The sequence below is a fragment of the Acinetobacter radioresistens DSM 6976 = NBRC 102413 = CIP 103788 genome, assembly GCF_006757745.1.
GTDB classification, from domain to species: domain Bacteria; phylum Pseudomonadota; class Gammaproteobacteria; order Pseudomonadales; family Moraxellaceae; genus Acinetobacter; species Acinetobacter radioresistens.
In genome coordinates, this window is record NZ_AP019740.1 from 1,877,658 (window position 1) to 1,904,170 (window position 26,513).

A 26,513-nucleotide genomic window follows, 5' to 3' on the forward strand; every position below is an offset into this window, starting at 1 on the left:
CTTTAAAGAGAGTTAGCCATGACAGCACATACCATTATATTTGCGCCTATCGAGCAGGCCACGCGCTCGGAACAGGTGGTAGGACGGCTAGAAAATGCAATCATTTCTGGTCTGCTCAAAAGTAATGAACAGCTTCCAAATGAGGCCGATTTGGCCCGCCTTATGGGGGTATCACCCATTACGGTTCGTGAAGCATTAAACACCTTGAGAGTAAAAGGCCTGATTGATACGCGACGTGGACGTAACGGTGGAAGTTTTATCTGTGAAATTTCTCCTGATCTGTTGCTAGAGCAGCATCCCTTGCGGCAGGCCAGTAGTGATTATCTGGCAGATCTGGGCGAATACCATAGCGCCATTCTTGGCCATAGTGTATATCTGGCTGCCCAGCGCACGACAACACAAGATCTTTCAAAAATGAGGGAACTGATCCATCTATTTGCACAGGCTACACAACCGGATACCCGCGCACAAACCGATATGCGCTGTCTGTTAACTCTAGCTTCGTTTGCACAGTCTTCAAGACTAGCCAATCAGGAGCTTTCCATTCAGGCAGAGTGGGCCCCTCTGGTTGCGATACTTTATCAGGATACAGACTTTCATACAGATGTAGTTGAGCAATATCAGCAATTATTGCCATTGCTAGATCAGGCAGATGAAGCTCAGGCAGCACTGCACACCAAAAAAATTATCTCGATGCTGACTGACCAGATGCTCGAGTACAAACTGTCCATCGCATAACAAGAATAGATATACCGGAACGTTGCATGTTCCTATCCAGACGGTGAAATAACAAGGACAAGGATATAAAGGAATGAAAACAGAATTATATATAGAACAGCTCCAGATGTTACTCGAGCAGGTTATAAGTGAGACCACTTCAACTGCACAGCAATTGGCCCAGCAGACCAGCCATATTTTATCTCGACGTATGATAGATCCGGGTCGCGGTATTAAACTGTCGACTGAGGAGCGTCAAGCTTTACAATATGAAATTAAGGCTGCATTAGGAAAATCGACTTATACACATGGGATTGGTTTTGCAGGATATACTCCCGAAAACCAGGAAGAAAAAGATTACTGGACACTGGAATGGTGGTTTAAAAAAGGTGATGAACTGCAACAGGCTAAACTTGAAAACTACCAGAATGCCCAGCGTTTTCTCGATTTCCGCTCCTTTGACTGGTTTCAACAGCCAGCATGCAGCAAGCAGCCCTATATTCAGGGGCCTTATGTCGACTATATCTGTAACGGTGCCTACACGATTACCACAGCCTATCCCGTAATGGTACAAAGCCAGTTTGTAGGGGTAATTGCTATTGACTTACTGGTCTCTTCACTTGAAAAGGTTTTTCTGCCTGGCCTCCGCAAAATCAAGCAGGCTGCTGTGATTATTAATGATACAGCCCGTGTAATTACCTCCAACACAAAAGGTTTTCGCACGGGTACTCTGGTGAGACATACGCCTATGGCTAGTACAATTGTGCGGTCATCCCAGCCCTTGCAGCTACTGGTTTTATAGCTTTAAACCAGTTATGGGTAAAGGCTTTAAATTAAGCCTCTGATTAGAAGCCAAGCCACCTTATAAATTACAAGAACCTGAACTTAAAAGTTTGGGCACATATTCTTTATGCTTATTTTATTTATATCAGCAACATATCATTGACTGGCTTAAAAATTGCAGGGTAGCAAACAGAAATATAAGGGCTTTTATAATATGGAAAAAACTACTGTAAATTTAAAAAAACTGACCCTCTGGCAAGTCATTATTATTGGTATTGCCTACATGACTCCGATGACGGTATTTGATACCTTTGGCATCGTTTCGGGTGTTACCGATGGACACGTACCTTTAGCTTATATACTGGCATTAATTGCAATGGTGCTAACTGCATGGAGTTATGCGCGTTTTAGTCGTGAATCTGAAAAAGCAGGTTCAGCATATACCTATACTGCTGAAAGCTGTGGTCCACAATACGGCTTTTTTGTTGGCTGGTGCGCGCTGCTGGATTATCTCCTGCTTCCGCTCATTAATGTATTACTCGCTTCCATTTACCTCACTGCCCTGATTCCAGATGTTCCTTATTGGGCTTGGGTCATGATTTCTGCAAGTGTTGTCACTCTGGTGAATTGTTTTCGTATCAACATATTAGCCAACTTAAGTCTGGTTTTTGTTTTTGCGCCTATTATTCTCATGGTTATATTTGTTTATCTGGTAATTCAGGGTATAGGCTCTTCTCAGGGTTATGAGCATGTTCTGACTCTTACGCCCTTATGGAATGGAGATCATGAGCTTTTACCACTTATCGCTGGCGCATCAATTTTGTGTTTTTCATTCTTAGGGTTTGATGCAGTCACGACATTATCTGCTGAAACCAAAGACCCGAAGCGGAATATCCCGCGTGCGGTACTGATGACCACCCTTATTGGCGGTTTGATCTTTATTAGTGCATCTTGGTTTATCCAGCTTTATTTTCCCAGCAATGTCCGTTTCAATAATCCGAGTGAAGCCCTGCCAGAAATTGTGCTTTATGTAGGTGGAGCCTTTTTTCAGTCGGTTTTCCTGTGTGGGCAGATTATGAATACCTTTGCTTCCGGCCTTGCTACCCATGCCAGTGCCTCGCGGCTTTTGCATATTATGGGCAGAGATGGTATTTTTCCGCGTAAATTCTTTGGTGCAGTTCACTTTAAACTCGGTACGCCACTTTTTTCGGTATTATTTGTCGGCCTCATTTCAATGAGTGCAGCTTTTCTGGATCTCGCCCAAGTCGTTAGCCTGATCAGTTTCGGTGCTCTGGTTGCCTTTACTGCAGTGAATTTCTCAGTATTTATGCAATTTTATATTAAAAAGCAGCAACGCACAGGACTCAAGAATAAGTTCCTCAACCTGGTTTTACCATTTATTTCAGTCTGTGCCATCTTGTGCCTCTGGTTCAATCTGGATCATTCCTCCTTGATATTTGGTTGTATCTGGTTATTGGCCGGTATCTCCGTTTTCTTTTACAAAAAATTTAAAAAGCAGAATATTGCTATCAGCAATGTTTATTAATTCATTGAGGTCAGAAGCCATGTTAAATATATCTAAACCTATAATATTAAATGATGTTGTTTTTAAGCCGTCAACCACTCAACAGGCAGGTAAAGAATGGAACTGGGTTAATCCTCGTCATCTACAAGCTGACCACCCGGCCAATTATTATGAAAGCTCTCTGGCAGACTGGCATGAATTTAATGTCCTGCAAACTGATTGTGAATGTGATGTGGTTGTCATTGGTTCAGGCCTGTTAGGCGCCTCTACTGCATTACATCTGGCTGAACAGGGGGTCGAAACTGTTGTACTTGAGAAAAATCGTGTTGGTAGTGCCGCTTCGGGGCGTAATGGTGGCCAGTTGACACCTGGTCTAGCCCGTTGGGAAGCGGGTGAAATGGCAGAACATTTTGGCTATGAAGATGCAAAAAAACTCTGGCATTTTACTTCTACAGAGGCTATGCAGTTAATTGATGAAATCTCTGAAAAATACGGTCTGGATTTTCAACGAAAACGAGGACACATTACTGCTGCGGTTCATCAAGGTCATCTGGTTGGTCTTACCCAAGGTGCAGACGCCCGTAAATATCTCGGTGAAGACCATACACGCATTGTAGGTAAACACGAATTAGGTGAATATATTAAATCAGACTATTATACCGGCGGACTGATTGATGAGTTAGGCGGCCAGATTCATCCACTTGCTCTAAACCGTGGCCTGATTTATGCCTTCTGCAAAAATGGGGGTACCGTGTATGAACAGACTGAAGTAATTACAATTGAAGAAGCCGAAGACGGCGTGTATGTCAGAACAACAACCGGTACAGTCAAGGCACGCAAAAGTGTAGTGATGGCTGTACATCATGCATCATTTAAGTTGCTTCCACAGAAAAAACAGACGACGCTTCCCTTCTATACTTACGTTAGTACCACTGCTCCGCTTGAGCTTGATATTCATGAGCTTCTGCCTGAGGAGCATCCGGTTTACGACACCCAATTTCAGATTGACTATTATCGCCCGGTCACACAGAACCGGTTGTTGTTTGGCGGACAAGGTACAGGTAGCTGCTGGTCACCAGAGAAGACCTTGAACTATTTAAAAAATCGTATTCATACAGTTTTCCCACAGCTCAAGCAGGTTGAAATCGATTTTGCCTGGAGTGGTACTACTGATTTGACAGTCAATGGTGCTGTAGACAGTCGTAAGTTCGGGAGCAAGTTTCCAATTTATGCCGTGCATGGCTGGAGTGGGCATGGTGTTGCCCAGACTGTGCGTATTGGTAAAGCCATTGCAGCAGATTTTATTGGTCAATCCAGTGATTTTAAAATGCTCACTCAGATTGATCATGCCAACATCCTGTTTGCGCGCACTCTGGCCCCTGTTGTGATTCCAATTGCAAAAAGTGCTTATGGTGTGGGAGCTTTAATGAATCCAGGTAAAATGGTGTCTTTTTAATATTTTATTTAAGAAATATAAATAGTTTTCTCCAGCTTAAAATCATTAAAAACCGGTAAAGCAAATCGCTTTACCGGTTTCATAAATGAGCAGTTAAGGTTTAGAAACAATAAAAATTACCAGCCAGCTGGCAATAATTTGAATAATGCAGCAATAGCATAAACAGCACTGGCAAAATAGATAAGAATAATCAGAATTTTAATGCCCGGGTGAGTAATGGCAGAGCTGCATGTCCATGAAGGTTGAATATCTCCACGCGCACGCGCACCTTTTAAAATAAGCATGGGCATGATAGACAGGACTACACCGCTAAATGTTCCCGCGATATAAAGAGCATTAACGAAAGAGACCATACCGCTATAAGCCAGCAAAAATGGTGGAAGAGTTACAATGGCCATGACCAGAAGACGCTTTTTCATATCGCTATGAATTGCCAGTTTAAAACGATCACCGATATTTGTAACCAGACTGCCACCTAGCCCCCAGTACGAAGTCAGCATTGCAAACAAGGCAAACAGGTTAGCAGAGAAAAAGGCCCAATTACCCAGTACCTTGCCCCAGCTTAAAGTTGCTACCTGGGTAATGTTATCCAGACCACTAAGAGCAATCACGGACATCGGTACCGCAGCCAGCAGAATAAATGTAATTACCATACCGGTAATAATAGCTTTTGGCAGCTGCTCAGGCTTATCACTAAAACCACGTGCCATTTCTGGCACGATATATTGGGCAGAAAAACAGAACACCACGACATTAAATACTGGAATCATATAGATCCAGTTGCCCTGCATCAGATTTACAAACTGGGTTTTTTCATTGAGCAATGTCGCACCGAATAAAATTGCCAGCATAGCAACCATGCATATACAGATTACTTTTTCACTACGGCCAATCGCTTTTAATCCGAGCCATAATATTCCTGCCGCGGGAATAAAGAAAATAAGACTGCCGAGTGACCTTGGCAGGCCGGTCAGCGAATTCAGCAGCTCACCACTACCACTCATATAGGCGATTAATGCACCCATTGAATTAACACAAACCGCTGCGAAAATAATCCATGAGCCTAAAGCACCTACATAACGCTCGGACAGGCCGCTTAGTTGCAGATGTGCCCGGGTTCTTAATGTTGACTCGGCAACATATAGCATGGTAATGGTGGTCAAAATACCAGCGACAATTAACCAGAATAGCAAGGGCATAAAACCTGCCTTACGCGCTGCATAGGCTATAGAAAGAATACCTGCACCAATATTGGTGCCGACAATCATTGCAACGCCTTCCAGAAAACTTAAAGATTTGACAGGCGCTTCTTTGCACTCTGCAACGGTAAAAGGTACTGCGCCTTGTATGGTCTCTTCTGACATGATGAATTCCTTATAAATTATAGTCCTTGATGACTTAGGTTTCTAATTTCCTGTTATGCTTTTATAACGGGTTCAGATTCATCTTCTGATCAATCCTGCTTGTTTTAAGACCCTTGAATTTCAGTAAATTAAGCCTGAGTATATGTTCAGCTCCAGGGTTGAACCTGCTGGCCCATCCATAAGGTTTTATAATTTCATGCTTTATGGGGCCAGAAACGAGAGCCATTTTTAATAAACCGGAGAGAGCCAATTGCTTAGCTTGTTAGGAGACCATCTGTTACAGCGCTTACAGAAACAGACCGAGGGAGCTCTATATCACCGGGTATTCTGCTGTTTACGTGATGCCATCACAGAAGGTATTTTACCGCCTAAAACACGGCTACCGGCTTCGCGTGATCTGGCTCATGAACTCAAGGTTTCACGTAATACTATCTTGAATGCCTATGAGCATTTACAGGCACAAGGTTATATTCAGGCACATACGGGACGTGGCAGCTGGGTCGCTGAAAACCTGCCGGAGAGCTATCTGACGGTACCGGGACATGAACATCTGGCAGAACAGCCCAACCAGCAACAGTTAAAGCATCTGTCTAAGCGTGGTACTGCATTTCTTGAAAGTGCAGCCGCATCCCCCTATCAGTGGGGTGCTTTTGTGCCAGGCGCACCAGACGTTACCGAATTTCCACACGCCGAGTTTGGCCGGATTCTGAACCGTTTAAGCCGCCAGCCGGAAATTTCACGGCTCATCTATAGCAATGACGGAGGCTGTCTTGAACTTAAACAGGCATTAGCAGATTATTTGCGGGTTGCGCGCTCTGTACGCTGTGAGGCTGACCAGATTCTGATTACTGAAGGTATTCATCAGGCAGTAGATCTGGTTTCACGCTCTTTATGCGATGCTGGTGATCAGGTCTGGATTGAAGATCCGGGATACTGGGGTGCGCGGAATATTTTACGGATCAATGGACTGTGTATTAACCCGGTACCCGTTGATCATGAAGGTCTTATTCCTGATCATACATCTTCCGTTCCTAAACTGATCTTTGTTACTCCCTCACATCAGTATCCGCTTGGTTCGCACTTGAGCGTATCCAGACGCCGGCAACTGTTAGACCTGGCCCGTTATCACGGCAGCTGGATAATTGAAGATGACTACGACAGTGAATTCCGCTTTTCCGGCCAGCCTTTCCCCTCCTTGCAGGGACTGGAAGAAAATACGCCCGTCATTTATATGGGAACATTCAGTAAAACGATTTACCCGGCACTACGGATCGGTTATATGGTCATTCCTAAAAGTCTGGTCGAATCACTGAAAACGGTAGCTGCCGAGCTTTATCGGGGCGGGCATTTACTTACACAGCGTGCACTGGCTGAATTTATTCAAGAAGGTCATTATGCCGCTCATATCCGTCGGATGCGAATTTTGTATGGTAAACGCCGTGCATTTCTAATTGAACTGATTGAGCGCTATCTGGGCACAGAGTTTATTCATGAATTTAGTCATGCAGCAGGGTTACACCTGGTCCTCAAGCTGCCGGAGCATAGTGATGACGTTGCAATTGCCAGAATGGCCCTTTCGCGTGGTGTCAAAGTAAGACCTTTATCACGCTATTATTCGGATGCAGACCGCTCACAAGCTGGTCTGCTACTAGGTTTCGCCTGTGTAAAGGAGAAAGACATGCTTGTAGCATTTAGCGTATTAAGACAATGTCTGAAAGAACATCAGATTGCACTTTGAACCGGGTTAAAGCTACCCTTTTACTCACTATACAAATACAATAAAAAGGGCACAGCCTAAACTGTACCCTTCTTAAGAGTTTAACAAGATATTTTTATACTACGTGCTTTTGTACCAGAATACAGCCTACAGAATAACCTGCACCAAACGAGCACAGAATTCCATATTCACCATCGTTTACTTCGTGTGCTGTGCGGTGCATGGCAATAATGACCCCGGCAGAAGAAGTATTGGCAAATTCATCCAGAATAATCGGAACAAGCCCTGGCTGGGCTGCTTCTTTGCCTACTACCAGCTTCAAGATTAATTCATTCATGCTGGCATTGGCCTGATGTAACCAGAAGCGTTTTACTTCATTAGGCTGAATACTGTTTTTCTCAAGTTGAGCAGTAATCATTTTTGCGACCAGCGGACATACTTCCTTAAATACTTTGCGGCCATCCTGACGGAAACGCTTGTCATCAATATTGGCATTTTCACTAGTATTTAAAAAACCAAAATTATTACGAATATTGTTGGAAAATTGAGTAAACAGTTGTGTGTCCAGAATTTCAAAGCCAGATTTGCTGTCTGTATTTTCAATAATAGAAGCAGTCGCTACATCACCAAAAATAAAGTGACTGTCACGTGAACGGAAATCAGAATGCGCAGATGTAATTTCAACATTGACCAGCAATACACGACGCGCGCCTGTCTTAATGGCATCATGAGCCTGTTTCAGGCCAAAGGTCGCTGCAGAGCATGCCACGTTCATGTCATAGGCATACCCCTGAATTCCCAGAGCAGTCTGAATTTCAATAGCAACTGCCGGGTAAGCGCGCTGCATGTTTGAACATGCCAGAATCACGACATCAATATCTTCAGGTGTAACACCAGCATTTTCCATCGCCTGCTTGGCAGCAATTACGCCCCACTCTGCCTGTAACGACAGCTGGTCATCAGCACGTTCCTGCAAATGTGGACGCAAACGTTTCGGGTCAAGAATACCATTTTTTTCAGACACATAACGACGCTTGACGCCTGATGCCTTTTCAACAAATTCAGCACTTGAACCACGGCGGGGCTCTAGTTCACCTGCAGCAATTTTTTCAGCATTTTCTAGGTTATACTGTTCCACATAAGCATTTAAACTTTCAACTAACTCTTCGTTGGTAATGACATTTTCAGGATGAAACAAGCCAGTACCAGTAATGCGGATGCCCATGTAAAACTCCTTTTAAAGAATGACGGTATTTTAACTGATTCCGAGCCGATCCCATAGTTTTTGCAGTCGAGTTGCAGAAACAGGTATTTTGGTCTTCATAGGCTGGGAGAACAGGGAAATACGTAATTCTTCAAGCATAAAGTAAAAGTCTATAGATTTCGGATTGTTACGGACACTGAATAACTTGTCCATCCACGGGTCAACCTGGGCAATAGCAGCTTCATCACGTTGCAGGTTATTAGGCAAACGCTCCAGACGCAGAACCAAGGCCTTCAAATAACGTGGAAATTCTGCCCATACCTCAGGCGGCTGGGTATAAACGAAATCGCCCAGTTGCATCAGGTCAAGCTGATCTTCAATATCATCAATACTACGCCCAAAAATTTCCGGATCAAGCACGAGCAGTTTACGGCGAATATCTTGCCACTGAATAAAAATATCGCTGAGTGCTGCCAAAGCCTGCTGGCCATAACTCAGGAAATTTCCCTTAACCTCTGCCAGTACATTCTGGAACTCTTCGGCATTCACCGGCAGTTCAGTTAATGCCATTTGCAAAGTCGCATATACCAGCATTTGCTCCAGTTTGGCCCGGTCACCTAATGGCGAATAAGCCAGAGCCAGAGGCTTACCCAACTGCTTTTTAAGCTGACGTATCAGGTCACCTAACTGCATGTGAATCAGACGAATTACTCCTTCACGATGCTGTTTAATGGCTTCGGCCTGATCATTAAAACTTTGTATAACAACACCTGATTCATCTTTAGCTTCTATCTCACTAAAGCTTTTTACCGGAACCAGAGCCTGATACTGTTTTATCACTACGCCTGTTACTTTCTGAGTGGCTTCAAAAATAAAGCTTTCCGGAAAAGTTTTATATTCACCTTTCAGCTGTTTTACCGGTCGCTGGGTTTCCTGACGGCAACGTGCTTTTAGCTCTGCCAGATCACGTCCTTTTTCAATCACTCGGCCTTTTTCATCAGTTACCTTGATAAAAGGAATCAGGTACTGATCAATCCGTTCAACTGAAAAATCCTTCTCTGTAATCTGTTCACCCCGCAAGGCAAATGTCAGATAATTCAGAACATGACGCTGCAAATCCTTATCCTGTACCTCACGCAGCAACTTGCGTGCAGTATCCGGGATCGGCACCAGATTACGTCGTTTATCCTTTGGCAAAGATTTAAGCAAGGCCTCAACCAGTTCCTGACGCCAGCCTGGAATTCCCCAAGACCAGATCTCTTCATTGACCTGCGCTAATGCCTGTAATGGAATTTTTACTGTAGCCCCGTCTTCATCATGGCTTGGGTCAAAGCGGTAACTTGCAGCCAAACGTAACTGTCCATTTTGAAGATAATCCGGAAACTGCTGTGTAGTCGGACGGTCATTCAGCCAGAGTGACTCTTCATCGACATATAAGAAACGCGGTTCTTTGGCCTCAACTGTAGCCAGCCAGTCTTCGAAACTGCGTCGGCTGGCAATTTCAGAAGGAATTTTAGAAGCATAAAACTGATAGACAGTTTCTTCATCTACAACCAGATCACGTCGGCGCAGCTTGTCTTCTACCCGCTCTACTTCTTCAAGTTTAAGCAGGTTATGTTTTAGAAATGGCGGTATAATGCCCAGGTTACCGGTTGTGAGAGCATCTCGCAGGAAAATCTCATGAGCTGCTGCCTGATCAACTTTTTCAAAATTGGTCAGGCGTTTTGGCTCAATAATTAAACCAAATAGCGAAATCTGGTCATAGGCATTTACAATACCTGTTTTTTTCGACCAGTGTGGCTCAAAATAGTGATGCTTCAGCAAATCACGGGCTGCTAGCAAAATCCATTCCGGCTCAATTTTAGCCAATGTCCGTAGATAGACCTGTGAAGTTTCTACCATTTCAAAAGCCATTACCCAAGATGCACCCGCCTTATGTAAAACAGAAGCAGGAAAAATTCGTGCCTTTTGCTGGCGCACCGCCATATAGACATTTTTTTCATCAGTCTTGTTGGCAATAAAGGAAAGTAATCCGGTTAGCAGGGCTCGGTGCAGGTTTTCATAACTGGCAGGTTTATCATTAAAACTCAGCTTTAAGCCTTCAGCCAGTTCAACAAGTTGTTTATGAGTCTGTTTCCATTCACGTAAACGTAGCCAGCTTAAAAAATGCTGACGTGCAAATGCGCGACGTTTATTTTCACTTAGCTGGTTATCCTTGTTGCCTTTTAAAGTTGACCAGAGCTTCAAATAAAATAGAAAATCTGAATCAGCTTCTTTAAATAAAGCATGTTTCTGATCCGCCTGAGTCTGTTTATCCGCAGGTCGCTCACGTGGGTCCTGTACAGCCAGTGCGCTCACAATAATCAGAGCTTCATTTAACGCACCGAAGTGTGCCCCACCCAGAATCATGCGGGCAAGTCTTGGATCAATTGGCATACGTGCCATCATCTGACCAATTTTAGTCAGCTCAGCTTTTTTCTCGTTTAGTGCACCCAGTTCAATGAGCAGCTTACGTCCATCATTAACCAGGCGGTGGTCAGGCGGCTCAATAAAGTCAAAATTTTCAAGATTTCCTAAACCTAAACTCTGCATTTGCAGAATGACTGAAGCCAAGTTTGTCCGCTTGATCTCAGGTTCTGTAAATTCTGGCCGGCTTAAAAAGTCTTCTTCACTATAGAGACGAATACAGACCCCAGGCGCAATACGGCCACAGCGCCCCTTACGCTGGTTTGCAGCAGCTTGCGATATCGCTTCAATCGGCAAGCGCTGTACGCGCGAGCGATAACTATAGCGGGAAATACGGGCAAAACCGCTATCAATCACATAGCGAATATTAGGAACAGTCAGTGCCGTTTCTGCCACGTTAGTAGCAATAATAATGCGCCGGCCCTTTCCTCCCGGATTAAAAATTTTCTGCTGTTCACCTAAACCCAGGCGTGCGAACAGTGGCAAGATTTCTGTATGCCGTGGACCATGTTTTTCCAGAGTTTCCTGAAGTTCGCGAATCTCCTGTTCTGTACTTGAAAAGATCAGGATATCTGCATGTTCCGGATGACCTTTTTCTTCTGCATCCTTGAAGCACTCTTCTACAGCCTGAACTACTGCACGTGGTAAATTTTCTTCGAAGTCATCAAACTCATCATCATCACTTCCTGCAATGTTCAGGTCGGAAATCGGACGATAACGTACCTCAACCGGAAAACTCCGGCCTTCCACTTCATAGACTGGTGCACCATTAAAGTAATGACTAAACCGATTTACATCTAGTGTTGCCGAGGTAATAATGACTTTTAAATCAGGACGTTTTTTAATGAGCTGCTTCAGGTAGCCCATAATAAAGTCAATATTTAGTGAACGTTCATGCGCCTCATCAATAATAATCGTGTCATATTTAGTCAGATAACGATCATGGGTCAGCTCAGCCAGCAGAATTCCGTCTGTCATCAACCGGACTATAGAATCCTGTGAGCCCTGTTCATTAAAACGGACTTTAAAGCCAATGGATTCCCCAAGCTTTTCACCCACTTCTTCAGCAATACGCTGTGACACGCTACGCGCTGCCAGACGTCTCGGCTGGGTATGACCAATCATTCCCGTCAGGCCGCGGCCTGCCAGCATTGCTATCTGGGGTAATTGTGTTGTTTTACCAGAGCCGGTTTCACCTGCCACAATAATGACCTGATGCGTTTGTATTGCTTCAATCAGTTTGTCCGCATATTGCGTGACTGGCAAATCCTGATTCAGTTTAATATTCGGGAGGCGTTCTACACGTGCCCGCACCTTGGCGTTAGATTTTTCAAAAAGTTCCTGATACTGCTTGGGATTTGCATCTTTACCTTTACCTAGCCGATTTAAACGATAAGAGTCCCGCGCCATGACCAGTTGATCTACATTTAAATGACTCAGCACCGAGCGCAATTCCTGATATAAAAATACGAACTGTCTATTTTACGCCGTAATGACATCCAGTGAAAGAATTCTCACTTTAATATATTTAGTGTTTTTTTCATTTTAACCCTTGAATTTTAAAGGGTCCGACGGCATGTTATATGCGTAGCAAAAATGCTTGTCCCGACTGGCTCTAGATTTCGCCTTAAAAAATGAACCGGACAAGACTTAGGTAAAATAGAAATGGCTTAATTTGTTTTACCGATTTAAGCAATGTAAAAATACTATTTTACCAATGATAAAAAATTATCTATTCTAGATCATGAAATTTAAATGCTAACACTCAATCATGGAGACAATGATGAGCTTAATTAATACTGAAGTTAAACCATTTAAAGCAACTGCTTATCAGAACGGCCAGTTCATCGAAATTACTGAAGCTGACCTGAAAGGTAAATGGTCTGTATTCTTCTTCTATCCAGCAGACTTTACTTTTGTTTGCCCAACTGAGCTTGGTGACCTTGCAGACAACTATGCTGAATTCAAACAGCTAGGTGTTGAAATCTACTCAGTTTCTACTGACACTCATTTCACTCACAAAGCTTGGCATGACTCTTCAGAAGAAATCAAGAAAATCGAATACCCAATGGTAGGCGATCCAACTTGGACTCTGGCTAAAAACTTTGAAGTATTAATCGAAGCTGATGGTCTTGCTGACCGTGGTACTTTCGTTATCGATCCAGAAGGTAAAATCCAGATCGTTGAAATCAATGCTGGCGGTATCGGGCGTGATGCATCTGAACTGCTTCGCAAAGTAAAAGCAGCTCAATACGTTCACGCTCACCCAGGTGAAGTATGCCCAGCTAAATGGAAAGAAGGCGATGCAACACTTGCTCCTTCAATCGACCTAGTAGGTAAAATCTAATCTTGATTAGATTAAGCTAATAAAAAACCGTCTCATTTGAGGCGGTTTTTTTTATTTGAATTTTACTCTATAGCCGAGCCAGCACAGCAATAACATATTTTATACTCACAGAAAGATTTATTTCGACTATGGTCAGCTTATAAGCATTATAAATGAAAATATAACTAAAGCGTGGAGGAAACCTATGCCACAAGTTTTAGCTGTTATTTACTGGAAATATGACTCTACTTCACGTTATTTAAAAATTTTTTATAATAATGGTACAGGCGAGCTCTATCACCCCGTACCGGCATTTGTATATGACAATATGATGCGCGTTACTGACAAAACTGCTTTTGTTCACAAATATCTGGAGTTTAATTTGCACTTTGACCGGCTATCAATAGCGTGAGTTTCAGTACATTAAAGTTTTGAAAATAAAAGATTCAGGTTCGTGTTGCCATGAGTATACCGGCTCCTAGATCCAGTGTCGTTAACATCATGTCCTGCTCCTGCTGAAGTAAAGATATAAAATCTTTAACCTGATCTGCATGTGAAATTACGTTATCTACAATCAGGACCCCTTTTGGGGTCAAAACTTTCTTTAAATAAGGCCAGTAGATAATATAGGCATCCCGCTCTGCATCAAGTAGAATAAAATCGTACTGTTCTTGAGTGTGGCGAAGAAACTCAAGCGCATCTCCGACCCAAAACTGGACTACATCATTTAATCCCATTTTTTGTGCATGCCACTGTGCCTGCTGACTCCGTTCCTTCTCTATTTCCAGAGTAACTAATTTTGCCCCTGTTGCTCTGGCCGCCTCTGCCAGCCAGAGTGTAGAGTATCCGGTAGAAGTACCAATTTCCAGCAATCTCTCGGGTTGCTGAATACGCACTAGCATAGACAAATAGTAAGCCGATTCTGGCTCAATATTTCGATAGCGCAGCAATCGGTCATCCTGGTCTGCATCATGAGCTTGGAAAGATTGATAGAGCTCAGCCATATAGACATTAAATTCGGAAGTCGCCATGGCAGTTTTTCCTGTTTTTATTATAAATTTTTTATGGTTTAAAATTTATACGATCTGGATAAGCTTAAATCGGGGAATAGTTTCACCTTCTACCTCCACCGTTTCCTTAAACATACTTAAAGGTCGAACCCACATTGAATAATTACCATATAGACATTGATAAATAACCAGTTCCTCTTGTGTTTCACTGTGTTTCGCTACAGAAAAAACCTGGTATAGCTGTCCCTTATAATGCTGATAAATACCACGGGTAATTTGCATGATGCACTCCATCGAGAGAAGTTTAACAATCATGACTATGCCATAAAAAATTTTATTTGCTGCATGAAGAAAGTAAAATATTTTATTTACTGTCTCGTCGTCTGCAACTGAGAACCGAGCGAATTACACACCGCCTAAACAGCTAAGTCATGAAAAACAAGATCAGAACAGGCCCGAAAAACCGGCTCTGTTCTTTAATCACAATTCTTAAAACCGATTGTATTTATAAAAACATATTGTTTTACCTATTAATGGCTTTGCAGTATCATCAATTCATTCCTTAATATTGACTCCTTTGGAGAAGTTAGCAATGTTAGACCAAAATACTTCAGCACAACTTAAAACATTACTCGAACGTCTGGAAAGCCCGATTGAACTGGTTGCCTCTTTAGATGGCTCTGACAAGTCAGATAAAATCAAAGAGCTGGTCAATGAAATTGCCGCCCTGTCTGATCAGGTGACTGCACGCCTTGATGGCCAGCACAGCCGCCGCCCAAGCTTTGGTGTGGCCAAAGCGGGCGAGCAGCCCCGGGTATTCTTTGCCGGCCTGCCGATGGGGCATGAGTTCACCTCGCTGATTCTGGCCCTGTTGCAGGTTTCCGGATACGCTCCCAAAGTCTCTGACGAGGTACTGGCACAGATTAAAGCGCTCAACCTGACTGCTGACTTCGAAGTATTCGTGTCACTGAGCTGTCATAACTGTCCGGATGTGGTGCAGGCCCTCAACCTGATTGCCATCTATAACCCGGGCACCACTGCCACTATGATTGACGGGGCCTTCTTCCAGGAAGAAGTCGAACAGCGCAAGATCATGGCGGTTCCAATGCTGTTCCAGAACAGCCAGCACATCGGTCAGGGACGTATGACCCTGGAAGAGATTATTGCCAAGCTGGACAGCGGTGCGGCGGCCAAAGATGCAGAGAAACTTAATGCCAAGGCAGCCTTTGATGTCCTGGTGATTGGTGGTGGTCCGGCCGGGAATACTGCTGCCATCTATGCAGCGCGTAAAGGTATCCGTACCGGGATCGTGGCTGAACGCTTCGGTGGACAGGTGATGGACACCATGGATATTGAAAACTTTACCTCGGTCACCAAAACCCAGGGGCCAAAGTTTGCTGCGGCCATGGAAGAGCATGTGCGTGAGTATGAAGTCGACATCATGAACCTGCAGAAAGTTGCCAGCATTAAAGGTGCAGAAGAAACGGCCAGTGGTCTGGTTGAAGTGACTCTGGACAATGGTGCCCGACTGGAATCTAAAACAGTGATTCTCTCTACCGGTGCACGCTGGAGACAGATGAATGTACCGGGCGAGCAGGAATATGCGACCCGTGGTGTTGCCTACTGCCCGCACTGTGACGGTCCGCTGTTCAAGGGCAAACGGGTGGCGGTGATTGGTGGCGGTAACTCCGGGGTTGAGGCAGCGATTGATCTGGCCGGTATTGTTGAGCATGTCACCCTGCTTGAGTTTGCTGATACTTTACGTGCAGATCAGGTATTGCAGGACAAGCTTGCGAGCTTGCCGAACACGACAGTAATCAAGTCTGCGTTGACCACAGAGGTGGTGGGAGACGGCTCACAGGTGACTGCGCTGCGTTATCAGGACCGGGTATCTGGAGAGGACAGGGAGATTGAACTGGCGGGTATCTTTGTACAGATTGGTCTGCTGCCGAACACTGACTTTCTGAAAGGGTCAGAAGTCGAGCTGAGTAACCGCGGTGAGATTGTGGTGAATGAGCGTAACGAGACCAATGTAAAAGGTGTATTTGCGGCGGGTGACTGTACAACGGTACCGTACAAGCAGATCATCATTGCTACAGGTGAAGGTGCAAAAGCGTCGCTTTCTGCTTTTGATTACATTATCCGCTCCGGTCAGTAATTTTTTAATGCGAAAAAGCATATTCCTTACAAGAATATGCTTTTTTTATATATATCTTACAAGTCCTCAACAATATGTAGTCTTTATTACAACTTTTCTTTATGCTTATATTTTCCTGAATGTTTTTTAATCAACAAAAGGAAGGAAAATAAATGAAAAAGTTAATTGCTGCGTTAGGTTTAGCTTCTACAGTTCTCATTGTTGGCTGTAATAACAATAAAACTCCAGAAGCTGATGATCATGCTGCGACTGCTGGTACAACCACCGATTCGACTGCTACTGGCACAACTACAACAGACTCTACTATGGATATGAATAATACCGCAGGCGAGCGATTAGACAATACTACTGGCACAGTGGCTGATCCGGCTACAACAGGCACCGCTACAGATACAACTGGTGCAACTACAGGTACCACAACTGGTGGTACAACAGATACCATGACTAATACGGGAACTACTGGCACCACAGGTACAACTGGTGGTACCAGCGGAACTGGCAGTTCACAGTAATATTGTACTGAATATAAAAAAGCCCTTACATTGAGGGCTTTTTTATATCTAAGTTTTATCTAAAAAATCTAATAGATAACAACTCTTACAACTTTTCAACAAAGCTGAGTCGTAATACCACCCTTCTTTATGTTTAGATTTGAATAGTGAAGAAAAGTTGAAAAAATTAGAAGGATGTATACATGAAAAACTTAAATAAACTGGTAGTTGCTTTAGGCATGACTTCGGCTTTGTTCTTGGTTGGGTGTGATAAAGAAAAGTCTTCGGATATGGCGAAAGATAATGCCATGGCTAAACCCATGGACCAGATGGAAGCCCCTTCAGATGGCGTAGGTGAAAGTTTAAAGGATGCAACTAAAGCTGGTTTCGATGAGACCAGTCAGGCTACCAAAGGTGCAACCATAGCGATGGAAAAAGGCGCTAATGCAACTGCAGTAGCTACTAAAGAAGTGAGTGAGGGTGCGGGACAGGCTGCAAATGAAGCCACTGGCGAATCACGGGTAATTGACCCTGCACAAGAGCGTGAAACACGCGATAGCTCTCAGCATAATAGTCAGACCCAGTAAATTTTTTGTGGTTAAAAAGCTCCCCTTCCGGGAGCCTTTTAATTAGCCTTTAAAACTTTTTCAAGATTAATTTTTGCCTGATTTTCCAGTTTATCCTGAAAATATTCAGTTTTAAATAACGGATGGGCTTGATAAAAATGAGATAAAACTTTTTTGCGCTTTTCATGATATATACCCTCTGACACCCAGGCATATTCTTGTTGAATCTGCTGCTCATACTCAGCAAAACGGGACGGTTTACTACCTAAAATCGCCAAGTCTATATCAAGCAAGGTTTTAAGGTCCAGATCGTCATCTTCAGACAGTTCATGAGTTTGTGTTGCCAGTATCCACGAGTAAATTTTAGAGATTTGATCAATAGTCATGTAAGGTGCCAGACTCTGTTTCATTAACTCGGCACTTTTTAATTCATTTTGATCAGATTTTGGCTCATAAACCACGTCATGAAACCAGATCGCCAGCTCAACAGCCAAGGGGTCATTCACGCACATTTTTAGAGGCTGGTATAAGTCCAGACATTCTTCTATATGTTGAAGTGTATGATAATAACGCTGAGGTTCCTGATAGGCAGTAATTAATTTCTGAAGCAGGCTGTCTGATAAATACAATGCATTAGTCTGTTGAAGTTCTTGCCAGTATTGCTTAAGTCTTTCTAGCTTAGGTTGCATAAATTAGTATTCCTATTTCTTAGCTCAGCCGGACTTTTACCTTATTTTTTGATGAAAACTTATTCTATAAATAACCAATAGCCATAATTCGAATACTGGTTATTCTATACGTGAGAATATATTTAAACAGATTGCTCATCACGTTTAAAAATTAGTTCTTTAGCGCTTGAATTTACTGTGTCCAGATAATAACCCTCACTATTAAAAGCTTTTAAATCTTCTGGCTGGGTTAACTGGTTTTCTATAATAAAGCGTGCCATCAGGCCACGTGCTTTTTTGGCATAAAAACTGATGATTTTGTATTTACCATTCTTCTGGTCAAGAAAGATCGGTTTAATGATAGCAGCTTGTATTTTGTTTTCTTGCACTGCCTTGTAGTATTCATCTGATGCAAGGTTGATTAAATAGTTATGCTGGTGTTCAGTCAGTTCCTGGTTAATCTGCTGGGTAATAAGGTCTCCCCAAAACTCATACAGGTTATGTCCACGGCTGTTTTGCAGTTTGGTACCCATTTCCAGACGGTAAGGCATCATTAAATCTAGTGGCCTTAACAAGCCATATAGACCCGATAGCATTCGCAAATGTTGCTGGGCAAAATTCAGATTGTTGTGTTTCAGACTATAGGCATCCAGACCGGTATATACATCGCCTTTAAAAGCAAAAATAGCCTGTCGGGCATTACCAAAATTAAATTCTGGTGTCCAATCCTGAAAACGCGCAGTATTCAATTGGGCTATTTTCTCACTAACACTCATCAAACTGGCGATTTCTGAAGCAGACAGTTTACGACAAAAGTCTATAAGTTCTTGTGAGTGCTCAAGCAGTCTTGGTAAAGTATGTTCATCGGTAGGTAATGCAGATTCATAATCTAAGGTCTTGGCAGGGGAAATTAGAGCTAACATAAACAACCTGATCAAAAAATAATTAATCAAACTATAACAGTCGACTTATTTTAATGCCAATTTGTGTTTTTGCTGAAGTTAATCGCTAAAATACGCGATTCTCCTGCTATTTATCGTTTGTACTATGTCCGAGCAAATCTTTATTCAAGGTCCGGTGGGGCAAATTGAAGTTTTTGTTGATTATCCCCAAGGCGAAGTAAAAGGATATGCCCTCGTTTGCCACCCTCACCCTCTTCAGGGAGGCACACCTCAACATAAGGTTCCTGCACTTTTAGCCCAGATTTTATCTGAACGTGGCTGTGTGGTTTATCGTCCAAGTTTTCGTGGTTCAGGGCAAAGTACCGGAACACATGATGAAGGCTATGGCGAGACAGATGATACTTTAGCGGTACTACAACATATTCGTGCCCTACATTCCCATTTGCCATTTTATGCAGGTGGCTTCAGCTTTGGTGCTCACGTGATGGCAAAAGCTTATGATGCCTTGCCAGCAGTAGAGAGGCCTAAACAGTTGATTTTATGTGGTCTGCCTACCAATACTGTAGCCGGCTTGCGTCATTATAAAACGCCTGAAATTCAGGGAGATATCCTGTTTATTCATGGTGAAAAGGATGAAATCACCTTGTTATCGGATGCTATTAGCTGGGCTACGCCACAAAAGCATCTGATTACTATTCTGCCGGGGGCAAATCACTTTTTTACGGGCTATTTAAAACAGTTACGTATCGCGATTTCCCGTTTTTTAATCGTTGAATAAAAAATAAATAAAGGCCCGGTATATATTAATTTCGGGCCTTTTTAGATGAGTCATAAGTTTAGCTTTTCCATTCGAACTGGCTAAATGACTCATCATTTTTTAATGTAGTTTCAATAGCCTGCCCCAACTGTTTAATCACACTCTGCATTTCAATTTTTTCAAACCAGTCCTGTTCTTCGTCAGCATGTGCATTAATCCTGCAAACCAGATGCCCCTTTCCATCCTGGGCAGATTCACATATCACAGAAATAGGTAAAGGATGACTCTCTACACTTACCGCAATTTTATCAGGCTCATTACGGCTGGCCTGGAAGCCATGCTGGACAAGACGCTTAGATAAAAGGTCAGTTACATATTCTTGGGCAATACGGCATTCATCTTGTATATGATCAGTTTGTTGATGTTCAGCACATTGGGCAGTAAATTGTAGGGTTCTCATTGGCGTTGTCCTGAAATGCTTTCTTGTTGTATGGATTTAGCATAAGCAATAAACGCACAACAGCCAAGCATTCACTTGACTGTTGTTAGACAAAAACAACATTTTTATTAAACTTTATTCGTATCTATTCACTAATCTGTATGGCAAGCCCGGCTTTATTAGCGAGTTCAGTAAAGGTCGGGAAGCTGGTGGCTACCGTTTCAGTACCCATAATATTAATTGTTCCTGAACTTCGCAGCCCTGCCATACTAAAGCTCATAGCGATCCGGTGATCATGATGTGATTCGATTTCACCGCCGGTAAAGACAGCCGACCAGTCTCCACTTTTTCCTTTACCTTCAATGATGATTCCATCTTCAGTCGGGGTGCAGTCGATGCCCATAGTTTTAAGGCCATCAGCCATTACCTGAATCCGGTCAGACTCTTTCACCCGCAGTTCGGCAGCACCAGTCAGTACTGTTTGCCCTTCTGCACAAGCTGCCGCAACAAATAGTGCCGGGAACTCATCAATTGCAAGTGGAACCTGGTCTTCAGGAATATGTATCCCCTTGAGCGTCCGGCTACCTTTGATATGAATATCAGCAATTGGCTCCCCCCCCGCAATGCGTTCATTCTCAATTGTCAGGTCAGCTCCCATCTGTTTCAGAATTTCGATAATTCCGGTACGGGTTGGATTTATACCGACTGCTTCCAGAAGTACATCCGAATTCTGAGTAATAGCAGCCCCCACCATGAAAAATGCTGCGGAAGAAATATCTGAAGGTACCTGAATCTCTGTACCGACCAGTTTGCCACCACCTATAAGTGAAATTTTATGACCTTCAGTTTTAACCTCATAGCCAAAAGCACGTAGCATACGCTCGGTATGGTCGCGGGTTGGCTCAGGTTCAGTAACTGAAGTTTCACCTTCAGCCCATAATCCCGCAAGCAGAATTCCTGACTTTACCTGAGCAGAAGGCATTGGCAAATCATAATGAATACCTTGCAATTTTTGCTGACCACTAATACTGACCGGCGGTGTACCTTTTTCACCTGTGGTTTGAATCTGGGCACCCATCAGACGTAAGGGTTTGGCAATCCGTTCCATTGGACGTTTGGATAAAGAGGCGTCACCAGTCATGACCGTATCAAATTTCTGTGCAGCCAGCATGCCAGACAGCAGACGCATGCTGGTTCCTGAATTCCCCATATAAAGTGCACTTGCCGGAGCCTTAAGTCCGTGCATACCCACCCCATGAATGGTAACCTCACCATTTTTCGGACCTTCAATACTTACGCCCATATCGCGAAAAGCCTGTAAGGTAGCTAGTGCATCTTCACCTTCCAGAAAGCCTGTGACATGAGTAGTACCTTCGGCAATTGCACCAAACATGATAGAGCGATGAGACACAGACTTGTCACCAGGTACGGTAAATTTACCCTGAAAAGTTTTGTTTCCCGGCAGAATGGTAAATTGTTGTGTCACCTTGTTTTTCTCCATCAACGGTTTTTGGGCTAACATGTGGTTAAAGTGCTGACGCGCAGCCTGAGCATGTCCCAGTAGGCCCATTAATGCCTGCGAGTCTTCATTTTCAATCATTTTTCGAATAATGCCGAGCTGCTGTTCAAAGCCATCTACTGCATTTAAAATTGCTTTTTTATTGGCAAAAAAAATGTCATGCCACATTTGAGGGTCACTGGCGGCCACACGCGAGAAATCACGAAAACCGCCGGCTGCATAACGGAAGATGTCCAGGTTATCTTCACGGCTGGCCAGTTGCTCGACCAGGTTAAATGCCATCAAATGCGGTAAATGACTGGTATGTGCCAGAACTTCATCATGTTTTTCAACATCCATGCAGATAACTTCTGCTTGCGCAGCTTCCCAGAGCTCAATCAGTTTATCAACCGCCCAGCTGGCACTACTTGGCAAAGGTGTCAGAATGACCTTGTGATTGGCAAACAGATCGACTTTACCAGCATAGACACCAGTATGCTCACTTCCTGCAATCGGATGGCCCGGTACAAAACCGGGCGGCAGATGGGTGCCGTACACTGCTTTGGCTGCCTCTACCACATTTCCTTTGGTACTGCCGACATCTGTCAGGATAGTATGTGCGCAAATATGAGGTTTGATCTGCTCAAGTATTTTCTGGGTAGCACGTACTGGTAAAGCCAGAACAATCAGGTCTGCCCCTTGTACTGCTTCTACAGGATCACTATAGCCCTGCTCAATCAGGCCCAAAGCTTTGGCATCTTCCAGTGTTTTTTGAGAACGGGTCGCGGCCACCACGTGACGGGCCAGCTTTTGAGCCACAATTACACGGGCCAGACTTGAACCAATTAGCCCAAGGCCAATAAATGCAACTTTTTCAAACAGGGGTTGGGACATAACTTCAGTTTTGCCTCAAGGGCTTTTGCCTTGTTTCAAGTGTTTAATATTTCAAGTATCGGGAAGAGTTTCAAATTTTTTCGAATAAAAATAGCTTCTCAATTTTTATCCTTTTATTCATCACTCTCTGAACTTTTGGTATATGGCAGTAATATAAAAACTACTACTGCCATGATCTAACAGGTCTCAGCTTTATAGTACAGCAACCGGATAAGAACCCAGTACACGCAGTTCTTTAACTATTGGACGGATTTCTTCGATTGCTGCCGCAACATTTTCCTGCTCGATATGGCCTTCCAGATCGATAAAGAATACATAAGCCCATTTTTCTGGCAATGCAGGACGGGTTTCAATACTGGTCAGGCTGATGTTGTGCTTGGCAAATGGAGCCAGAATTTCCAGTAAGGCACCCGCACGGTCATGAGCAGAAATCAATAGTGAAGTTTTATCATTACCGCTTTGTGGAATCTTCTCACGGCCAATCACCAGAAAACGCGTAGTATTTTCAGGATTATCCTCAATATTGCTGTGCATAATTTCAAGGTTATACAAACTGGCCGCAATATCAGAAGCAATTGCAGCTGAATGCCATTCGTTACGGATACGACGTGCAGCTTCTGCATTCGAGTTCAGCGCTACCCGCTCAACGCCCGGATAGTGTGCATCCAGCCAATGACGACACTGTGCCAGTGTTTGCTGGTGGGCATAGATTTGTTTGATACTGTCTTTACGGGTATTTTCAGATACCAGAAACTGATGATGAATACGAAGTTCTACTTCGCCAATTACATTGAGGCTTGAACCTCTAAAACAGTCCAATGTATGGTTTACAACACCTTCAGACGAGTTCTCAACAGGTACTACACCATAATGGGCACTACCTGCTTCTACCTCGCGAAAGACTTCATCAATCGTTGCAATTGGACGAACCAAGGCATCCTGTCCAAAATGTTTCAGTACGGCAGAATGGGTATAGGTACCTTCCGGCCCTAAAAAAGCGATGCTTTGTGGTGCTTCAAGAGCGAGACAGGCAGACATGATTTCACGAAACAAGCGCGCCATGGTTACGTCTGATAAAGGTCCATCATTGCGTTCCATAACTTTACGCAAGACTTGTGCTTCACGTTCAGGGCGATAAAACAACGGGTTTTCTTCAGCAGCAAACTTTGCTTCTGCAACCGCTTCGGCCAGGCTGGCACGGCGGTTAATCAGCTCTTGTAATTGCTGGTCAACAGAGTCGATTTCATTACGGATCTGTTCCAGATTGAAAGAGGATGAATTTTTCTGATCATCATGACCCATTGTTATATTGCCCTTGGAAAACATGTATACAAATTAGTATAACAATAGTTAGCTTTTAAATGTTGCGCAATCTGACTTTGATTGAAATAGATGCAAAAACAGCCAGTTGCTACTTTGGAACACCTCGTTAAATTTTCTTAGCCTTAATACTCTGGCTCTTTTTATAAAAAGAACTGTGGATGATTTGGAAAACAGATATGTAATGTGTATTGGCTCTTAATTTAATTCCATCAACTTATAAAAGTTATTTCAAAGAAAAGTTATCGGCTGATGTATTTTGCCAGTTAGCTTATTTTAATATCTCAGTCTGGCTGTCGAGTATAAATACTTCAATTTTTTATTTTTATAAGCAAATATCTGTATTCTATTTCATTTTTTTTAATGTGAGTCTCTTATATTGAGTATTTGACCTATTCAAAAATCAAGTTACTTCTATTTAATAGAATGCCTTTGTATTGGCAGATTTAATCATTGTGAAAGTTTGATAGTTCTATAATTTTAATAACAGGTCAGGTACAGACTGAATCAACAATTAAAAGGAATAATAAATGATTTATGCACAACGCCCATGGAAAAAGAACTTGCCAGCCAGCCTGCAAGACTATCAATTTGATGCCACATCCATTCCACAAAATTTAAGTGAGCTGTTTGATAAAGCAGTGCATGATTTTTCAGATGCGGCTGCATTTAGTCTGGTTCTGCCTACGGGCCTCGCAAAGACATTAAGTTTTAAGCAGATTCAGTATTATTCTGACTTGCTGGCACGTTACTTCCAGCATGAGCTTCAATTACAACCAGGTGATGTTGTAGGCTTGCAGATGCCAAATTGTCTGCATTATCCAATTGCAGTTTTTGCCTGCTGGAAAGCTGGCCTTATTATTACCAATATCAACCCGCTTTATACCGCACGCGAACTGGAGTATCAGCTTAACGACAGTCAGGCAAAAGCTTTAATAGTTTCAGACATGTTCTTAGCTACTTTTGAAAAAGTAATTGCGAAAAATAATGATCTTAAATCTCTTGCGCTGATTACAGCGAGTTTAAGTGACTTTTTTGATGCGCCGTATCAGGCGCTGATTGCTAAAAAAATAGAAACAGACGCCGAAGCTCAGGGACGTTCGCTAACACCAAGCATTGACTACTTTTCTTTTTCACAAGTTTTTAAAAAAGCAGAACAGCTACCTGAATTACAATCACAGACGACCGCAATCGCGCTGTATCAATATACAGGCGGTACAACAGGTCGCAGTAAAGGGGCGATTATTACGCATCAGAATTTACTGTCCTTGGTACGCATGACCGGAGATTATTTGCGTGCGCACAATTCAGCTTTTAATCAGCAAGACAGTATTCTGACTGCTATTCCGCTTTATCATATTTTTGCATTCAGTGTTAATTTTCTGATGTTCTTTGAAGGCGGATCGCATAATATTCTGGTTCCTTCACCGCGTCCTGTCAGCAATTTAAGGCCGGCATTTGAACAGTTTAAGATTACCTGGTTGACCGGAGTTGATACATTATATGCAGGATTACTGGCTGAAGACTGGTTTGTGCAAAATCCGCCAGAGCTCACTTGTGCCATTTCTGGCGGAACAGCACTAAGACCAGCTACAGCTGAACACTGGAAAGCTAAAATAGGTAATATTATTGAAGGGTTTGGCATGACTGAAACCAGTTGCGCAGCCATGCTGCATCCTCCAATTAGCATAATTCGTCAAGGTTCTGTCGGTTTTCCATTACCTGGTTCTGAAATTAAAATTGTAGATGTTCAGGGAAATGAAGTCCCTCTCGGTAGTGCGGGCGAACTCTGTGTAAAAGGTCCGCATATTGTGCAGGGCTATCTCAACCGGCCGGAAGAAAGTGCTGACACTTTTGTAGAGGGCTGGTTACATACAGGTGATATTGCCCAGCTCGATGAAGATGGCTTCTGTTATATTCTGGACCGTAAAAAAGATATGGTACTGGTTTCAGGTTTTAATGTTTATCCAAATGAAATCGAAGCAGTCATTGCCGAGCATCCGGACATTATTGAAGTGGCGGTTATTGGGGTGCCAGATGTACAGACTGGCGAAGCTGTGAAAGCTTATATCGCTACACGTAATCCGTCTCTATCCACTGATGAAATACTGGCGCACTGCAAAGAGCATCTTACCGCCTACAAAGTTCCAAAAGTGATAGAAATTTTACCTGAATTACCCAAGTCAACGGTAGGTAAAATCCTTCGGGCCGAGCTTCGTAATTTACAACAGCAATTGCAGAGTGCTTAATTT

General features: G+C 43.2%; 22 protein-coding genes. 12 read left to right on the plus strand and 10 right to left on the minus strand.

The window, feature by feature from the left end; translation table 11 throughout:
• The first annotated feature begins 18 nt into the window (after nucleotides 1–18).
• From ACRAD_RS08765 to ACRAD_RS08780, 4 genes are all read left to right on the plus strand, one after another.
• Complete coding sequence (locus ACRAD_RS08765) at nucleotides 19–738, plus strand: FadR/GntR family transcriptional regulator (protein WP_005026662.1); 720 nt, start codon at nucleotides 19–21, stop codon at nucleotides 736–738.
• A 73-nt stretch (nucleotides 739–811) separates the two neighbouring features.
• Nucleotides 812–1,519 carry a cache domain-containing protein gene (locus ACRAD_RS08770; RefSeq protein WP_005026664.1) on the plus strand — a complete coding sequence of 236 codons (708 nt, stop codon included), beginning with the start codon at nucleotides 812–814 and terminating at the stop codon, nucleotides 1,517–1,519.
• 195 nt (nucleotides 1,520–1,714) lie between these two features.
• The gene (locus ACRAD_RS08775; protein WP_005026666.1) at nucleotides 1,715–3,046 is read left to right on the plus strand and encodes an APC family permease; all 1,332 of its coding nucleotides are present in this window, start codon (nucleotides 1,715–1,717) and stop codon (nucleotides 3,044–3,046) included.
• A gap of 19 nt (nucleotides 3,047–3,065) precedes the next feature.
• Entirely contained in the window at nucleotides 3,066–4,481 is a 1,416-nt protein-coding gene (locus ACRAD_RS08780) for an NAD(P)/FAD-dependent oxidoreductase (RefSeq protein ID WP_005026668.1), read from the plus strand.
• A 116-nt stretch (nucleotides 4,482–4,597) separates the two neighbouring features.
• Here the strand turns inward: ACRAD_RS08780 and ACRAD_RS08785 are convergent, their stop codons facing one another.
• Nucleotides 4,598–5,845 carry an aromatic amino acid transport family protein gene (locus ACRAD_RS08785; RefSeq protein WP_005026670.1) on the minus strand — a complete coding sequence of 416 codons (1,248 nt, stop codon included), beginning with the start codon at nucleotides 5,843–5,845 and terminating at the stop codon, nucleotides 4,598–4,600.
• A 250-nt stretch (nucleotides 5,846–6,095) separates the two neighbouring features.
• Between ACRAD_RS08785 and pdxR the strand changes: the two genes are divergently transcribed.
• Nucleotides 6,096–7,583: a MocR-like pyridoxine biosynthesis transcription factor PdxR gene (pdxR, locus tag ACRAD_RS08790; RefSeq protein ID WP_005026672.1), complete on the plus strand. Its 1,488-nt coding sequence runs from the start codon at nucleotides 6,096–6,098 to the stop codon at nucleotides 7,581–7,583.
• 94 nt (nucleotides 7,584–7,677) lie between these two features.
• Here pdxR and ACRAD_RS08795 read toward each other — a convergent pair whose 3' ends face one another.
• Entirely contained in the window at nucleotides 7,678–8,787 is a 1,110-nt protein-coding gene (locus ACRAD_RS08795) for a beta-ketoacyl-ACP synthase III (RefSeq protein WP_005026674.1), read from the minus strand.
• A 30-nt stretch (nucleotides 8,788–8,817) separates the two neighbouring features.
• Entirely contained in the window at nucleotides 8,818–12,642 is a 3,825-nt protein-coding gene (gene hrpA / locus ACRAD_RS08800) for an ATP-dependent RNA helicase HrpA (protein WP_217449095.1), read from the minus strand.
• A gap of 373 nt (nucleotides 12,643–13,015) precedes the next feature.
• Between hrpA and ahpC the strand changes: the two genes are divergently transcribed.
• Together ahpC and ACRAD_RS08810 are read left to right on the plus strand one after the other, a co-directional pair.
• Nucleotides 13,016–13,579, plus strand: a complete 564-nt coding sequence (ahpC, locus tag ACRAD_RS08805) for an alkyl hydroperoxide reductase subunit C (RefSeq protein ID WP_005019607.1) — start codon at nucleotides 13,016–13,018, stop codon at nucleotides 13,577–13,579.
• Between the two features lie 184 nt (nucleotides 13,580–13,763).
• Entirely contained in the window at nucleotides 13,764–13,970 is a 207-nt protein-coding gene (locus ACRAD_RS08810; RefSeq protein ID WP_005019605.1) for a KTSC domain-containing protein, read from the plus strand.
• A 34-nt stretch (nucleotides 13,971–14,004) separates the two neighbouring features.
• On the opposite strand, the gene ACRAD_RS08815 is transcribed toward ACRAD_RS08810, so the two are convergent.
• Both ACRAD_RS08815 and ACRAD_RS08820 read right to left on the minus strand, forming a co-directional pair.
• Nucleotides 14,005–14,589, minus strand: a complete 585-nt coding sequence (locus tag ACRAD_RS08815) for an O-methyltransferase (protein ID WP_005026684.1) — start codon at nucleotides 14,587–14,589, stop codon at nucleotides 14,005–14,007.
• Between the two features lie 45 nt (nucleotides 14,590–14,634).
• On the minus strand, nucleotides 14,635–14,850 hold the full coding sequence (locus tag ACRAD_RS08820; protein ID WP_005026686.1) for a DUF1653 domain-containing protein: 216 nt from the start codon (nucleotides 14,848–14,850) through the stop codon (nucleotides 14,635–14,637).
• A 310-nt stretch (nucleotides 14,851–15,160) separates the two neighbouring features.
• On the opposite strand from ACRAD_RS08820, the gene ahpF reads away from it, so the two are divergent.
• From ahpF to ACRAD_RS08835, 3 genes are all read left to right on the plus strand, one after another.
• Entirely contained in the window at nucleotides 15,161–16,726 is a 1,566-nt protein-coding gene (ahpF, locus tag ACRAD_RS08825; protein WP_005026743.1) for an alkyl hydroperoxide reductase subunit F, read from the plus strand.
• 152 nt (nucleotides 16,727–16,878) lie between these two features.
• Entirely contained in the window at nucleotides 16,879–17,238 is a 360-nt protein-coding gene (locus tag ACRAD_RS08830) for a hypothetical protein (protein ID WP_005019597.1), read from the plus strand.
• Nucleotides 17,239–17,420: 182 nt separating this feature from the next.
• Nucleotides 17,421–17,804, plus strand: a complete 384-nt coding sequence (locus ACRAD_RS08835) for a hypothetical protein (RefSeq protein ID WP_005026695.1) — start codon at nucleotides 17,421–17,423, stop codon at nucleotides 17,802–17,804.
• 38 nt (nucleotides 17,805–17,842) lie between these two features.
• On the opposite strand, the gene ACRAD_RS08840 is transcribed toward ACRAD_RS08835, so the two are convergent.
• Both ACRAD_RS08840 and yaaA read right to left on the minus strand, forming a co-directional pair.
• Entirely contained in the window at nucleotides 17,843–18,472 is a 630-nt protein-coding gene (locus ACRAD_RS08840) for an HD domain-containing protein (RefSeq protein ID WP_005026697.1), read from the minus strand.
• A gap of 122 nt (nucleotides 18,473–18,594) precedes the next feature.
• A complete protein-coding gene (yaaA, locus tag ACRAD_RS08845; protein WP_005026699.1) occupies nucleotides 18,595–19,374 on the minus strand; it encodes a peroxide stress protein YaaA in 780 nt (259 codons plus the stop codon).
• A 124-nt stretch (nucleotides 19,375–19,498) separates the two neighbouring features.
• Between yaaA and ACRAD_RS08850 the strand changes: the two genes are divergently transcribed.
• Complete coding sequence (locus ACRAD_RS08850) at nucleotides 19,499–20,131, plus strand: alpha/beta hydrolase (RefSeq protein ID WP_005019592.1); 633 nt, start codon at nucleotides 19,499–19,501, stop codon at nucleotides 20,129–20,131.
• Nucleotides 20,132–20,189: 58 nt separating this feature from the next.
• On the opposite strand, the gene ACRAD_RS08855 is transcribed toward ACRAD_RS08850, so the two are convergent.
• From ACRAD_RS08855 to pheA, 3 genes are all read right to left on the minus strand, one after another.
• Complete coding sequence (locus ACRAD_RS08855) at nucleotides 20,190–20,570, minus strand: hypothetical protein (protein ID WP_005026701.1); 381 nt, start codon at nucleotides 20,568–20,570, stop codon at nucleotides 20,190–20,192.
• A 124-nt stretch (nucleotides 20,571–20,694) separates the two neighbouring features.
• On the minus strand, nucleotides 20,695–22,941 hold the full coding sequence (locus ACRAD_RS08860) for a bifunctional prephenate dehydrogenase/3-phosphoshikimate 1-carboxyvinyltransferase (RefSeq protein WP_005026703.1): 2,247 nt from the start codon (nucleotides 22,939–22,941) through the stop codon (nucleotides 20,695–20,697).
• 192 nt (nucleotides 22,942–23,133) lie between these two features.
• Nucleotides 23,134–24,243: a prephenate dehydratase gene (pheA, locus tag ACRAD_RS08865; protein WP_005026705.1), complete on the minus strand. Its 1,110-nt coding sequence runs from the start codon at nucleotides 24,241–24,243 to the stop codon at nucleotides 23,134–23,136.
• A gap of 548 nt (nucleotides 24,244–24,791) precedes the next feature.
• Between pheA and ACRAD_RS08870 the strand changes: the two genes are divergently transcribed.
• Entirely contained in the window at nucleotides 24,792–26,510 is a 1,719-nt protein-coding gene (locus tag ACRAD_RS08870; protein WP_005026707.1) for a long-chain-fatty-acid--CoA ligase, read from the plus strand.
• The last annotated feature ends 3 nt before the right edge of the window (nucleotides 26,511–26,513 follow it).

What these genes read in the sequence shown, in the direction of transcription:
- ACRAD_RS08765 (WP_005026662.1), top strand. Translation starts at nt 19, where the DNA reads ATGACAGCACATACCATTATATTTGCGCCTATCGAGCAGGCCACGCGC.
- ACRAD_RS08770 (WP_005026664.1), top strand. Translation starts at nt 812, where the DNA reads ATGAAAACAGAATTATATATAGAACAGCTCCAGATGTTACTCGAGCAG.
- ACRAD_RS08775 (WP_005026666.1), top strand. Translation starts at nt 1,715, where the DNA reads ATGGAAAAAACTACTGTAAATTTAAAAAAACTGACCCTCTGGCAAGTC.
- ACRAD_RS08780 (WP_005026668.1), top strand. Translation starts at nt 3,066, where the DNA reads ATGTTAAATATATCTAAACCTATAATATTAAATGATGTTGTTTTTAAG.
- ACRAD_RS08785 (WP_005026670.1), bottom strand. Translation starts at nt 5,845, where the DNA reads ATGTCAGAAGAGACCATACAAGGCGCAGTACCTTTTACCGTTGCAGAG.
- ACRAD_RS08795 (WP_005026674.1), bottom strand. Translation starts at nt 8,787, where the DNA reads ATGGGCATCCGCATTACTGGTACTGGCTTGTTTCATCCTGAAAATGTC.
- hrpA (WP_217449095.1), bottom strand. Translation starts at nt 12,642, where the DNA reads ATGGCGCGGGACTCTTATCGTTTAAATCGGCTAGGTAAAGGTAAAGAT.
- ahpC (WP_005019607.1), top strand. Translation starts at nt 13,016, where the DNA reads ATGAGCTTAATTAATACTGAAGTTAAACCATTTAAAGCAACTGCTTAT.
- ACRAD_RS08810 (WP_005019605.1), top strand. Translation starts at nt 13,764, where the DNA reads ATGCCACAAGTTTTAGCTGTTATTTACTGGAAATATGACTCTACTTCA.
- ACRAD_RS08815 (WP_005026684.1), bottom strand. Translation starts at nt 14,589, where the DNA reads ATGGCGACTTCCGAATTTAATGTCTATATGGCTGAGCTCTATCAATCT.
- ACRAD_RS08820 (WP_005026686.1), bottom strand. Translation starts at nt 14,850, where the DNA reads ATGCAAATTACCCGTGGTATTTATCAGCATTATAAGGGACAGCTATAC.
- ahpF (WP_005026743.1), top strand. Translation starts at nt 15,161, where the DNA reads ATGTTAGACCAAAATACTTCAGCACAACTTAAAACATTACTCGAACGT.
- ACRAD_RS08830 (WP_005019597.1), top strand. Translation starts at nt 16,879, where the DNA reads ATGAAAAAGTTAATTGCTGCGTTAGGTTTAGCTTCTACAGTTCTCATT.
- ACRAD_RS08835 (WP_005026695.1), top strand. Translation starts at nt 17,421, where the DNA reads ATGAAAAACTTAAATAAACTGGTAGTTGCTTTAGGCATGACTTCGGCT.
- ACRAD_RS08840 (WP_005026697.1), bottom strand. Translation starts at nt 18,472, where the DNA reads ATGCAACCTAAGCTAGAAAGACTTAAGCAATACTGGCAAGAACTTCAA.
- yaaA (WP_005026699.1), bottom strand. Translation starts at nt 19,374, where the DNA reads ATGTTAGCTCTAATTTCCCCTGCCAAGACCTTAGATTATGAATCTGCA.
- ACRAD_RS08850 (WP_005019592.1), top strand. Translation starts at nt 19,499, where the DNA reads ATGTCCGAGCAAATCTTTATTCAAGGTCCGGTGGGGCAAATTGAAGTT.
- ACRAD_RS08855 (WP_005026701.1), bottom strand. Translation starts at nt 20,570, where the DNA reads ATGAGAACCCTACAATTTACTGCCCAATGTGCTGAACATCAACAAACT.
- ACRAD_RS08860 (WP_005026703.1), bottom strand. Translation starts at nt 22,941, where the DNA reads ATGTCCCAACCCCTGTTTGAAAAAGTTGCATTTATTGGCCTTGGGCTA.
- pheA (WP_005026705.1), bottom strand. Translation starts at nt 24,243, where the DNA reads ATGGGTCATGATGATCAGAAAAATTCATCCTCTTTCAATCTGGAACAG.
- ACRAD_RS08870 (WP_005026707.1), top strand. Translation starts at nt 24,792, where the DNA reads ATGATTTATGCACAACGCCCATGGAAAAAGAACTTGCCAGCCAGCCTG.